Consider the following 12994-nt stretch of genomic DNA (forward strand, 5'->3'; position numbering starts at 1 on the left):
TCCAAAGTTATTCAAAATATATGCGCTGCTTAATTTTAAGTAGCGCATAAAATAAAAGAAGGACTAATAAATTAAAATGGTGTGACTATAAGCTGATAACAAAATTACTCTTTTATAAATGCAATAGGAGTGTGCACATATCATTGAAGGAGTTAATAATGTATTAGTGAAACAAACTTCGGTTAAAATTTATACGCTAATCGATAAATCATAATATCACCATAACCATCAGCGCCCAATTTATTATAGTAATATCGATACATTACAGTTGCATTAATATTTTTAGTAATATCCATACCTAAATTAAGTCCACCATTTACCCCTGTGTCTCCATAATTATTATGCGCATATTCATCATTTCTGAACATTTCAATTTCAGTCCAGTTACTTAATAAGAAAGATTGACCAAAAGCCTCAAAGACATACCCTGCACTCCAACCTAATGTTGCGCCATTGAACCCGTTAACGTTAGTAATATCAGCAAACTCGTTGTAAACCGTTGTATAGTTAGCGGCTACCCAAGGTGTAAACCACCATCCGTCACCGCTGATATCGGTATAGCCAAAGCCGAGGAAACTGTTTGTTTCTTTAATTTCAGTACCGTGGGAGCTGTAAACCTTGGAAAAAATACTGGCGCCAGAATCACCGAGATAAGTATGGGCTTGCAAATTATAAGTTGCTGTTTGCTCACCTGAATCTCGATCAAGTCCTTCGAAGTCATAAAAACCAAACAGTTCGCCCCATTCGAAATTAAAACCACCTTCAATACCGATTAATGCTTGGTCAAATTCACTGTCAGATACACCATGTCCCCATGCTTGGTAATCAAAGTGAAGGTTTCCCCAACCTGAATATTCATCGGCAACGGCTGTGCTTGTTGCTAGAGCGCAGCATAGTAGGCATGAACCAATAACTTTTTTCATTTTTTATTTCACCGTATTGTTTTGGATTTAGGCATCACAAAGCCCTCAGCTATTTATTGCCGAGTTAATGTGAGATATTTGAAATAGGAGGGAGTCACAATGACTCCCAACTTTAATTTATACGAAAGAGATGAATAAACCGGTGATGGCTGCGCTCATCAAGTTGGCAAGGGTTGCTGCGAGAATGACCCTGACTCCCATGGAGGCAATAAAAGGCTTCATCTTGGGTACGATGGTTCCTAGAACACCGATCATCGCGGCAGGTGCTGAGAGGTTGGCAAAGCCAGCCAGTGCCATGGTGATAATGGCCTGAGTCTCATGACTCAATGTTTCACGCACTTCAGAAAAGCTCATAAAGGCGACAAACTCATTCAGTACAAGTTTTTGGCCAAGGAAGTTACCGGCAATGAGGACTTCATTGCTAGGAACGCCGAGTAGGAAGGCGATAGGTGCAAACAGATAGCCAAAGATTGCCTGTAGGGTTACACCGTTAATACCGACCAGTTCGAACAGACTCCCCAGCATGCCGTTGAACATCGCGATCAATGCGATAAGAGCCAGCAACATGACACCGATGGCTGACGCCATTTTCAAGCCACTGAATGCGCCGCTGGTTGCTGCTTCAATGATGTTGATTGGCTTATCTTCATCGTTATAAATATCGAAATCGACCTCTACTGGCTCATCGGTTTCTGGATAAATGATTTTTGCAAATAGCAGTCCGGCTGGGGCAGACATAAAGGCTGCAGATACCAAGTACTTAATTTCGATTCCCATACCCGCAAAACCAACCAACACCGAGCCAGCAATAGAGGCAAAACCACCTGTCATCAAAGCAAAGAGCTCTGACTTGGTCATTTTCGGGGCATACGGTTTCATCATGACAAAGACATCGGTGTTGCCGATAAAGATATTTGCAGCGGCAGCGGTCGATTCTGCCTGTGAAGTCCCCAAAATTTTCTGAACGCCCATGCCAATATATTTTACCAAGCGTTGCATGATGCCCAGGTAATACAGCACCGACATGAATGCACTAAAGAAGATGATGATAGGTAGCACGTGGATGGCAAAAATAAAGCCAGAACCGTAAGCCCCTAACTCTCCAAATAAAAATCGGATCCCTTCGCCTGAATAGTCCATGATTGAACTTACAGCACTTGAAATACCAATTAATATGATCTGGCCTGCTGGTACAAACAAAATAAAAGCTGCTATTGAAGCCTGGAGAATAAGGGCAATGCTGACGGTGCGTAATTTAATCGCTTTTCGGTTGCATGAAAATACCCAACCGATAAAGAGTAAAACTGCCATACCTAAGAGAGGAGTTAATGTTTGCATCTTAGCTATTACCCTTTAATTAACCGTTTGAATAAATCGATAAACAGATTATCGCGTTCGATAAACTTGATAACGCGTATTGGATGGCGTCGATTATCAAAACTCCAGGTTAAGTTGTCATTTAGCACTGGTGAGGCTACAAATGTTTCGGTGTACCAGCTAGCGTCAATAAGGTAACCAACCGGTGCGATATCCCAGATCACTTTTCGGTTAGCAAAACCAATCCAAGGGCACTTTGGTGCCTCTTGCGCGAGGTAATCACCTATTTCACTGGTACCTGCGAGGTAGTACTGAAGCTCTGGTACAGAGGTGGCAAGTGTGTTGGTGACCCCCATGCAAGGGAATAATGTGAGGGAGACGCCAGAGTTTAATAATACTCGACTCGCGTCAATGTCTTGTCGTAGATTAAATTCTTCGGTGTTATGCCAGTCAAAACTGTGACCACCTAACCATAATACGTGGATCTTGTCGACAATTGATGGGTCTGCAATAAGGGCGTGGGCAATGTTAGTTGGTGCACCAATACTGATCACCTGAAGTATGCTTTCACAGGCATGAGCCCTAGCAATTAAGTCTCTGACAGCAGCAGAGTGTTCAGGTTCCGCGCATTGATAAACGTAATGGGTTGAACCTTTGAACATGGCTGGTTTCTTATCAACCTTAACCCGATTGATTACTCGTTCAATTTCCTTATAGCTCAGTGTCATACCAACAATAGGATCTGAAACGGCTTCATGGCTGTCAGTAAACATCGAGTTGGTGAATGGTGCTGCATATATTGCTTGCAGGTCAATACGATCACTTCTGAGCATTGCCCATGCAATGGCAAACTGGTCATCAATTTCATTGAAGGTATCACTATCAATAACAGTGGCAATTTTGCCTGTAGCTGGGACATCCATTTTTGCCATCCGCTCAGTGAGTGTCATTGAAGCAAATTCGGTTTTCATTTGGGTTAAAAAGAGTTCGTGGTTAGCCATTACATTTTTTCCTGTTCTTTTAATCGAGCTTCGGCCAGTGATGCTTCAGGCATGTTAGAGGCACCTTTTCGCTCTACAGCGAGAGACGCATAGGACGAGGCAAATTTAATTGCGTAGTCAAGTGGTTGGTCATTAGCCAAGCAGGCCGCGAGGGCACCATTAAAAGAATCACCAGCACCTGATGTATCAGTGACAACTGCTTTATATGGTGGGTAATGTCGATATTGTTTACCATCGAACATCAATGCGCCTTTGCTTCCCAGAGTCATGACAATATTTTTGGCACCCATGTCATGAATTGCTTGTGCAGCTTGCTGGGCAGTATCAAGGTCTATGACCTTGATACCGGTCAAATCTTGAGCTTCGGTTTCATTGGGGGTGATAATATCGACCAAGTGTAATATCGTTTTGCATTCGTCGATATAAGGAGCGGGATTTAACATTACCAATGATCCTGTGGTACTTGCACACTCTATCGCTTGTTTTGTGGCAGTAAAGTTGTTTTCCAGCTGGGTCAGAAATACCTTACTTTTTTCAATAAGATCATATTCTTGATGAAGCTCCATGGCGGTAATAGTTTTATTGGCCCCTAAATCAATCGCAATAAAGTTTTCACCTGACTTCTGGGAAACAAATATAGATGCATTACCCGTGTGTGTTTTTTTGTCTTCTAGAATAGAGAATGAGTGGATATCGGTAGTTGAAAAGTACTGTCGTGCTTTGCTGCCAAATTCATCGTCACCGATTTTTACGGCTAAATGTACTAGGCCATTAACTTTTGCGGCTGCAGTAGCTTGATTAGAGCCTTTTCCCCCTGCATAAAATCCAGTGGAAAGGGAATGGATAGTTTCTCCCTCCCTTGGAAAGTCAGGGACTTCAGAAACAATATCAATATTGAAAGAGCCTAGGATGTACACCCCTAACATTTGATTTGAGCTCAGTGCTTTTTCATTTTGTCCGGAAACATACTTACCAGAGAGTGCATTCATTATATTGTTAATACCCATCTGTTTGAATAAAACGTTATTTTCTATAGTTACGAGCCTTGCTCCGCCAAAGAATAGTTCTGCGACACCTGATTCTTCTAATTGTTTTAAGTCTCTGCGGATAGTTCTATCAGTTACCTCTAACAATCTTGCTAGCTCAGCAACTGACACCTGTTTATCTTTTAGTAACAAAGAGCGAATAGTGTTGATACGTTGATGCTTGAGCATAGATCCTCCTTGTGTGTTAAATAATAAGGGGAGAGCTGAATTAGATCTGATTGTCTACGCCCAATTATAAAGCGAATTCGGACATACTCTGTCCGATTTTCTCTAGGATATTTTTTAATCTCTATTTTTGTACTGCAGTCATCAGAAGAGGGGGAGTAATTAAATAACTTCAGCTTGATTAATGATGAAAAGTCCAACTCATTCTTGGGTTTTGCCATGTCATTCTTGGGCAAGTTAAGAGCATAATAGCCCCTCAGAATATGCGTCAGGGAATGAGCCGCGATGTATTACATTTTGCTAGAAGATGGTGAGCTGATCTTGCTGTGATCACCGCCGCTAGAATGAGAAAAACACCACGAACATAAGCATGCTCGTGGTGTTTTGCTAGGTGTTATGTATTCAGTGCGAGGTGTCTGTCATTGCGTGAGCTTGTCACACACCGTGACTTCCAGCTCGACGTCATACATTTCTAACAGTTTGACGTATTCGCCGCTTTGGCACATTTCCTTGAGCTTTTTATTAAAAGCATCTTTGACCGCTTTGTCTTTGAAACTGGCTTTGAATTCCGTGACGGGGGGGAATAGGCTGTGGTAGTCAACACTATCGAGAGGCTGTTTCATGGCCTTAGTGAAGAATTCAAAGATACTACGATCGATAACGATAACTTGTTTGTCGGCTTTCCAGAATTGAGCGACCTGCTTGGCTTGGTCGCCAAATTCATGGTAGTTGGAGCGGTATTCAGCACCCGGAGAAAACAATGTCTGGAACTCATCCCCCAACTCTAGGTAGGCGTTCTGCCAAGTTAGTACCGGATGGGTTTTGAGGTCATCGATAGAATCAATCGCTAGCTCATCGCTTTTCTTACTGATGGCAAAATTGACAAAGGTGACGAGGTGATCGGAATAGTAAATCTCGCCGCCATCAACCAATACTCCGATAGCCACATCGGCTTTTTTGTCCTGTACCGCATTTTGCACATCACTGAGCGGCATTTGGATAAACTTGAGCTCATACCCTTCCAATGCTTGCCTGACGATATCCACTTCAAGCCCTTCATTACCACTGTCCATCACATAAGGTGGCATATCGGTAGAGATAGCAACAGTCAGCTTGCTTTGCTCTGCATGGAGATGAACGACTGCGAACAGTGCAGAGCTATAAATAGCGAGTCTCAAAGGGATCAGATAGCGAGGCTTTGAGTTGGCTTTTTTCATTTAAAAAGACCTCTGGCAGCAAAACCGAAAAGTGTCTTTCAAGTGTAACAGCGAGATGGAAGTTTGCAGGCAGTTAGCTGTAGAGAGCTGAAAATAAGACCGTGAGATCTAAAAAGGCAGCGGTTTTGCCGCTGCCTTTGGATATATTGCCTCGCTAACCCTTAGCGATTAAGCAACAACGTTAGCGACTTCTTTCACTAGTTCTGCTAGCTCGTCCCAACGTTCTTCGTCGATTAGGTTACCTGGTACCATCCAAGTACCACCACAAGCAAACACAGATTTAACGGCTAGGTAGTCTTTAACGTTGGATGGGCTTACGCCACCTGTTGGCATAAAGCTAACCGGGTAAACCGCGGTCATTGCTTTTAGCATGTTCACACCGCCAGAAGGCTCTGCCGGGAAGAACTTCAGCGTGTTTAGGCCCAGTTCCATCGCCTGCTCAACCATGCTTGGGTTGTTAACACCCGGGATGATTGGCATTTCACGTTGCTGGCAGTATTTCACTGTGGTTGGGTTGAAACCCGGGCTGACAATAAAGTCCACGCCCGCGTTGATAGCTTGGTCTACTTGCTCGGCAGTAAGTACAGTACCTGCACCGATCAGCATATCAGGGTAGGCATCACGCATGTTGCGGATAGCTTGCGCAGCCGCTTCGGTACGGAAAGTCACCTCGGCGCAAGGCAGGCCGTTCTCAGATAATACCTGAGCCAGTTTTACTGCTTTATCAGCATCTTTGATAGCAATTACAGGGATAACTTTCAGCTCGGCCATACGAGCATTTAGCGTAGTCATGATGTCTTCCTTAATTCGAATTGAATAACACAGGCATTGCTGTGGCTGGAATAATGGCGCCCTGATGTTGGATCACGGTGCCAGCTAATAAGTGGGCATTGTTTGCTGCTTGTTCGGTATTGCCGCCTGTCAGGCGTGTCGCAAGGTATCCTGCGCTGAATGAGTCGCCAGCAGCGGTCGTGTCGATAACGTTGTCGACTTTGGTTGCCGCCACAGAGATGCAACCTTCGGATGTGATAACAAGGCAGTCTTCGGCACCGCGTTTGATAACAATTTCACTAACGCCGCATTGTTGGGTACGGGCAATACAGTCTTCCACCGTGTGCTCACCGTAAAGCATGACTTCATCATCGAATGTCAGCAGGGCGATATCGGTTAGTGACAGCATTGTCTGGTAACGTTTGGCGGCGATATCGGCACTTTGCCATAAGCGAGGGCGGTAGTTATTGTCGAAAACAATTTTGCTGCCTTGCGCCTTGCAAGCCTGGAGAACTTGGAAAAGCTTATCCAGGGCAGCTGTTGGCAAAATTGCCAAGCTGATCCCGCTCAGGTAAATCATTTCAAAGCCGCTTAGCTTTTCGACCAGTGTCTGGCTGTCGATGTTATCAAGCCAGTAGCGGGCTGCTGCGTCATTGCGCCAGTAGTGGAAGGTGCGTTCGCCGGTATCGTCAGTTTCGATCAGATACAAGCCAGGGTTCTTTTCTTCGGATTGAAAGACCAATTCGGTATTGATTTGCTCTTGTTGCCATTGGGCAAGCATATCGCGACTAAAGCTGTCAGTACCCAATCCAGTAATATAGCTAGTTTCGACGCCATGCTGGTGGGTCAAACGGGAAAGGTAAAGTGCAGTATTCAGCGTGTCACCACCAAAACTCTGTTTGATGAGCTCGCCCTTACGTTGCAGTTCGACCATACATTCACCGATCACAGCAACACGATTTAAAGCCATAAAAAAACCCTCAATATTGGTCATTGAGGGTATTTTCAACAATAAGCGCTCGCAAGTCAATAAAAATGAAATTGCGTTCCTATTTATTGTGGGTAATTGTGAAACCCAAGTTGTTCCGAGACGTTACGGCTGGCTGTTTGCAGTAGTTCTACATAGTAGGATTTACGTTTTTCGTCGAAGCGAATAGTCGGCAGCGAGATTGATAGACCAGCGATAACATTACCGAAACGGTCGAATACCGGTGCGGCTAGACAGCGTAGGCCGGGTTCCTGCTCTTCGTTGTCTTCTGCGAATGCTTGTTCTTTAACGGCTTTTAGCTCGCTCAGCAACTGGTCGATATTTTCCAGGGTTTTATCGGTATGTTTGATAAAGTCGATGTTAGTCAAAGCGTTACGAGTGAATTCTTCGTTTCGGTAAGCCAGCAGTACTTTACCAATCGCAGTACTGTAGAGCGGATTGCGGCGGCCGATGCGCGATTGCATGCGAAGGTTGTAGCCGGAATCAATTTTGTGGATGTAGATAATGGCATTCTCATCCAGCGCACCAAGGTGAAGGGCTTCATTGGTTTGTTGGGAGATCAGCTGCATTTCCTTGTCACAAAGATCAATCAGATCCACATGCTCTAGCGAGGTTGCTCCAAGCTCAAATAACTTCAAAGTAAGTGCATACTTATCTGTTTCACCTTCTTGAGAGACATAACCTAGCATCTTCATTGTTTGCAAAAAGCGGTATACGGTGCTTTTTGACATCATCAAGCGTTGCGAAAGTTCGGTAACACCAATCTCTTTTTGTTCCCCCAGCGCCTGAAGGATGCCAAACACCTTCATTACAGAGGAGACGGCTTCAGGCTGTTTTGCGGATTCCATCGAAAAATTCCTATCTTTATCGTCTTTGTAGCCAGCATTATACGTTCTAACCCTGCACGTATCTATTTTTATGAAAGCCTTTTTCAGAAAATATGAATCAACACGAATTACGGCCATTAGTGTGACATCGATCAAATGTGCAGGAATAAAATTAAAACGGCTTTTCAAAAAACTTGATGTGGTTTTTCGTGGTTGCTATATTGCAACCACATTAACGGGAACACAAACATCTTGTTCATGGTTGTAGGGCCGTGAACATGCATTGAGGAAACGACATGATTCTTAATACATTCAACCTTGAAGGTAAAGTGGCCATCGTAACCGGTTGTGATACAGGCCTTGGCCAAGGTATGGCACTTGGTCTTGCACAGGCTGGTTGTAACATTGTTGGCGTTAACATTGTTGAGCCGACTGAAACGATTGAAAAAATCAAAGAAACTGGCCGTGAGTTCCTTGATATCCGCGCTAACCTGATGAAAACAGATGATATTGACGCTATCGTTGATCAGGCTGTGACGAAATTCGGTAAGATTGATATTCTGGTTAACAACGCTGGTATCATCCGTCGTAATGATGCGATTGATTTTAGCGAGCAAGACTGGGATGACGTAATGAACATCAATATCAAGTCAGTGTTCTTTATGTCTCAGGCTGTTGCAAAGCAGTTCATCTCTCAGGGCCATGGCGGTAAGATTGTTAATATCGCGTCTATGCTGTCATACCAGGGCGGTATTCGTGTGCCTTCTTACACTGCATCAAAAAGTGGCGTAATGGGTGTTACCCGTCTGATGGCTAATGAGTGGGCGAAACACAACATCAATGTTAACGCGATTGCACCTGGTTACATGGCGACAAATAATACCGCACAGTTGCGTGCAGACGAGCAGCGCAATGCAGAAATCCTTGAGCGTATTCCTGCTGATCGCTGGGGTAACCCTGAAGACTTGGCGGGTCCATGTGTATTCCTAGCGTCTGATGCTGGCTCTTATGTTAACGGCTATACACTAGCTGTTGATGGCGGCTGGTTAGCACGTTAATCGCAAAAGATTTGTATGGCGGCTGCACCTGTAATGGGGGCAGCCGCTTTTTCGTTTTTATGTCCAAGCGAACTTGCGGTGAAAGCCCTGTATTGATGCAAGCTCAGCTTGGTAGCGGTGAGAGAAATAGGCTATGTTCAGTGAATTATCACTTGCCCAAGCGCTAGGCTTTGTCAGTTTTGTTTTGGGGATTGCAGCGTTTTACCAAAAGGACGATAAGAAGCTAAAAGTGGTGATGGTGATCTTCAATATCAACCATATGATGCATTTCTTTTTGCTCGGTGCAGTAACCGCTGGCTTTAGTGCATTGCTTTCTGCTTTTCGTACCGCCTTGTCAGTGAAGTTTCAATCGAAGTATCTCGCCTATTTTTTTATTGCCTGCAATTTGATTGTCGGTTTCTACTTAGCTGATCGCTGGCTGGATTTATTACCGATTGCCGGTGCATGTATTGGCACCTATGCGCTGTTTTGCTTGGAAGGGATCAAGCTGCGCTTGGCATTCTTCGTTGGGGCCCTGTGCTGGCTGAGTAATAATATTGTGGTGGGATCTATTGGCGGCACGTTGCTAGAAGCGACCTTATTGAGTGTGAATGTGGTGACAATGCTAAGGTTATATCATCAGCAGAAGGTTGCTTCTGTTGAGTGTCGATAAACAAATAGAGCAATACTGAGATCAGTGATGGGGATCACACCCTCACATAAAAGTCAGAAAATGAACCGCTGTTTCGATTTTTGTCACGGAAGAGTCGCCACTTTGAAATTATAATTTATTCAAACTAAAACGGCGTTTCGAGGTTGATTATGCAATATGATTATCTTGTGATAGCAGGCTATTTTTCCCTAATGGTGGCAATTAGCTTGTTATTCAAAAAAATGGCAAGCAATAGTACCAGTGATTACTTCCGCGGGGGCGGTAAAATGCTCTGGTGGATGGTTGGTGCTACCGCGTTTATGACACAGTTTTCTGCATGGACGTTCACCGGTGCTGCAGGTAAAGCATTTAACGATGGCTTCGCGGTTCTGGCGGTATTTATCGGTAACATGGTGGCGTATGTATTTGCCATCCTCTACTTTGCACGCCGCTTCCGTCAGATGCGTGTGGATACCCCAACAGAAGGTGTTAAGCGTCGTTTTGGCTCGGTTAATGAACAGTTCTTCACTTGGGTTATCATTCCTCTTAGTGTCATTAACGCGGGTGTATGGCTAAATGGCCTAGGCGTGTTTGCTTCTGCGGTATTTGATGCCGATATCATCACTACTATCTATGTCACGGGTGCCGCAGTGCTTGTGATTTCCCTTCTCAGTGGTGCATGGGGTGTAGTGGCTTCGGATTTCATCCAAACATTAGTTGTTGCGGTAATTTCTATCGCTTGTGCTGGTGTGGCGCTTTACTTCGTTGGCGGTCCAAGTGAGATCATTAATGAGTTCCCTGGTGGATTTATTATGGGACCGGATATGAACTATCCGCTGCTGCTTGTATGTACGTTTATTTTCTTTGTGGTTAAGCAGCTACAAAGTATCAATAACATGCAAGAGTCTTACCGCTTCTTGAACGCTAAAGACTCTAATAATGCAACTAAAGCGGCTGCAATGGCGCTAATTATGATGGTATTCGGTGCGATTATTTGGTTCATTCCACCGTGGGCATCAGCAATTATGTATCCAGAAGCCGCTTCGGCTTATCCAGAGCTTGGCGCCAAAGCAAGTGATGCGGTTTATCTCGTCTTTGCTCGTGAAACCATGCCTATCGGTACGGTTGGGTTGCTAATGGCGGGTCTATTCGCTGCCACGATGTCCTCGATGGATTCTGCACTAAACCGTAACTCAGGTATCTTTGTCCGTAGCTTCTATTCAAACATTGTTCGCAAAGGTCAGGCGAGCGATAAAGAGCTATTGCGTGCAGGCCAGGTAGCGTGTCTAGTGAATGGTATCTTGGTCATCCTTATGGCTCAGTTCTTTAACTCACTGAAGCACCTAAGTTTGTTCGACTTAATGATGCAAGTTGCAACGCTGCTACAGTCTCCAATCTTGGTTCCTCTGTTCCTAGGTATCATCATTCGTAAGACACCTAAGTGGGCACCATGGGCAACGGTAGTATTTGGTATGCTGGTATCTTGGTCTGTAGTGAAAATCTTTACTCCGCATTTCGTCGCTGGTTGGTTTGGTATTGAAGAACTAACAGGCCGTGAAGTTGGTGAGATGCGCACTATGATCACTATTGCTGCCCACCTTATTCTTACTGCTGGTTTCTTCTGCCTAACAACCCTGTTCTACAAAGAAGAAAATGACCCATACATTGAGACTACGAAAGAGTTCTTTGAGGACGTAGACACCGAGTGTGTTTCTGAAGAAGGCCAAGATATTGTTGACCGTATGCAACGTGCAAAACTTGGTACATTGGTCACATACATGGCTGCGGGCTTGACCCTAATGGTGTTGATTCCAAACCCGCTTTGGGGGCGATTGCTCTTCTTAGGATGTGCTGTAGTGATATTTGCTGTGGGATATGGTTTGAAGAAAAGTGCGCAACTTGATGAATCCTCTCAGCAGGCCACCGTCTCAAGTAACTAATCGATTTTAACTTATAAGGCTGTTAGGAGACTAACAGCCTTTTTTGATACACCTTGCCAATACCCGCAGCCTAATTACCTCCCACATAGATACGTCAGTCGTTATTAAGTATCCGTTTTGAATAGCCACCCTGGCAGTTATAGCTTACATCACCATGATATTGAATTACCGCTGATAATAGCGTCAACGCATCGTTTCTCTGTGTGGACGCTTTTTACGAGTCTGCGCGTTATTAATCAGATATATTTTAGGCTCTTTCGATATACGAGCATGAGGGAGCTATGAAGCTAGATGCGATTTTATGGGACTATGACGGCACAATTGTTAACTCAGTGCCCAAAAATATCGATATTACTAAATCTATTCTATCTATTGTCGCACCGCATTTGACGGGAGATAACCTTCCTCAATGCCTGCGAAGTGAAGCGGCGTACCATCAAGTCAATCACGCGGCAAAAAACTGGCAAGAGCTCTACGTAAAATACTATGGCATGACCGAGTCTGAAATGTTGACTGCCGGATCCTTATGGGCAGAGCACCAGTTGAGCAATACCACCCCTGTAACCTTGTTTGCGGGGATGGATGATACGGTGCGAAATTTGTCTGCTGTCCCACATGGTATCTGCTCGCAGAACTCGTCAAAGAACATCTTGAATGTATTATCTGAGGCGCAGGTCGATACCTATTTTAAAGCGGTAATAGGCTATGACGATGTTTCGAAAAGTAGCCAGAAACCGTCACCTGAGGGTGGGGTAATGTGTGTAGAGAGGCTTTTCGATAACCCAGGCAAGAAGGTAATTATGTATGTGGGTGATCATGAAGCGGATGTACAGTTTGCCCGAAACCTGCAATCTGCATTAGGCCTGCAGTCTACGGTTATCTCTGTTGCTGCAGCGTACAGTGGTGCAGTACCGGGGAGCTGGGATGTCCAGCCCGATTTTATTATCCGAACGCCGAGTGAGCTCGTGCTCATTTGTGAGCAATATTTATAATCAAGTTGTAGTGAGTGGCTACTCACTTCCGTAGAGGCGTTTTTGGGGGCCGATCTTATTGTTCCAAATCGGATGGGCCGAGTTTGGAACAATCGGTGATTCTGGCCTAACTCACGCT

General features: G+C 44.5%; 12 protein-coding genes. 4 read left to right on the forward strand and 8 right to left on the reverse strand.

Annotated features, from left to right (window positions below):
- Positions 1 to 182: 182 nt before the first annotated feature.
- From L4D79_RS09815 to kdgR, 8 genes are all read right to left on the reverse strand, one after another.
- Positions 183 to 923: an outer membrane protein OmpK gene (locus L4D79_RS09815; RefSeq protein WP_428650647.1), complete on the reverse strand. Its 741-nt coding sequence runs from the start codon at positions 921 to 923 to the stop codon at positions 183 to 185.
- A gap of 117 nt (positions 924 to 1040) precedes the next feature.
- Complete coding sequence (locus L4D79_RS09820; RefSeq protein ID WP_428650650.1) at positions 1041 to 2261, reverse strand: NupC/NupG family nucleoside CNT transporter; 1221 nt, start codon at positions 2259 to 2261, stop codon at positions 1041 to 1043.
- An 8-nt stretch (positions 2262 to 2269) separates the two neighbouring features.
- Positions 2270 to 3241, reverse strand: a complete 972-nt coding sequence (locus L4D79_RS09825) for a nucleoside hydrolase (RefSeq protein ID WP_428650654.1) — start codon at positions 3239 to 3241, stop codon at positions 2270 to 2272.
- Complete coding sequence (locus L4D79_RS09830; protein WP_428650656.1) at positions 3241 to 4455, reverse strand: ribokinase; 1215 nt, start codon at positions 4453 to 4455, stop codon at positions 3241 to 3243. Before L4D79_RS09830 ends, L4D79_RS09825 begins: the two co-directional genes overlap by 1 nt.
- 416 nt (positions 4456 to 4871) lie before the next feature.
- Positions 4872 to 5669, reverse strand: coding sequence for a substrate-binding periplasmic protein (locus tag L4D79_RS09835; protein WP_428650659.1), 798 nt, complete (start codon positions 5667 to 5669; stop codon positions 4872 to 4874).
- Between the two features lie 168 nt (positions 5670 to 5837).
- Positions 5838 to 6461, reverse strand: coding sequence for a bifunctional 4-hydroxy-2-oxoglutarate aldolase/2-dehydro-3-deoxy-phosphogluconate aldolase (locus L4D79_RS09840; protein ID WP_428650662.1), 624 nt, complete (start codon positions 6459 to 6461; stop codon positions 5838 to 5840).
- 10 nt (positions 6462 to 6471) lie between these two features.
- The gene (kdgK, locus tag L4D79_RS09845) at positions 6472 to 7410 is read right to left on the reverse strand and encodes a 2-dehydro-3-deoxygluconokinase (protein WP_428650664.1); all 939 of its coding nucleotides are present in this window, start codon (positions 7408 to 7410) and stop codon (positions 6472 to 6474) included.
- Between the two features lie 83 nt (positions 7411 to 7493).
- Positions 7494 to 8276, reverse strand: a complete 783-nt coding sequence (kdgR, locus tag L4D79_RS09850; protein ID WP_428650667.1) for a DNA-binding transcriptional regulator KdgR — start codon at positions 8274 to 8276, stop codon at positions 7494 to 7496.
- A 275-nt stretch (positions 8277 to 8551) separates the two neighbouring features.
- Here kdgR and kduD point away from each other — a divergent pair, with 275 nt between their 5' ends.
- From kduD to L4D79_RS09870, 4 genes are all read left to right on the forward strand, one after another.
- Complete coding sequence (kduD, locus tag L4D79_RS09855; protein ID WP_428650670.1) at positions 8552 to 9313, forward strand: 2-dehydro-3-deoxy-D-gluconate 5-dehydrogenase KduD; 762 nt, start codon at positions 8552 to 8554, stop codon at positions 9311 to 9313.
- A 133-nt stretch (positions 9314 to 9446) separates the two neighbouring features.
- Positions 9447 to 9965 carry a YgjV family protein gene (locus tag L4D79_RS09860; RefSeq protein WP_428650672.1) on the forward strand — a complete coding sequence of 173 codons (519 nt, stop codon included), beginning with the start codon at positions 9447 to 9449 and terminating at the stop codon, positions 9963 to 9965.
- A gap of 149 nt (positions 9966 to 10114) precedes the next feature.
- Positions 10115 to 11884, forward strand: a complete 1770-nt coding sequence (locus L4D79_RS09865) for a sodium:solute symporter family protein (protein WP_428650674.1) — start codon at positions 10115 to 10117, stop codon at positions 11882 to 11884.
- 281 nt (positions 11885 to 12165) lie between these two features.
- Complete coding sequence (locus L4D79_RS09870) at positions 12166 to 12876, forward strand: HAD family hydrolase (RefSeq protein WP_428650677.1); 711 nt, start codon at positions 12166 to 12168, stop codon at positions 12874 to 12876.
- Positions 12877 to 12994: the final 118 nt, after the last annotated feature.

It is taken from the genome of Photobacterium satsumensis (assembly GCF_050336935.1).
Taxonomy (GTDB): domain Bacteria; phylum Pseudomonadota; class Gammaproteobacteria; order Enterobacterales; family Vibrionaceae; genus Photobacterium; species Photobacterium satsumensis.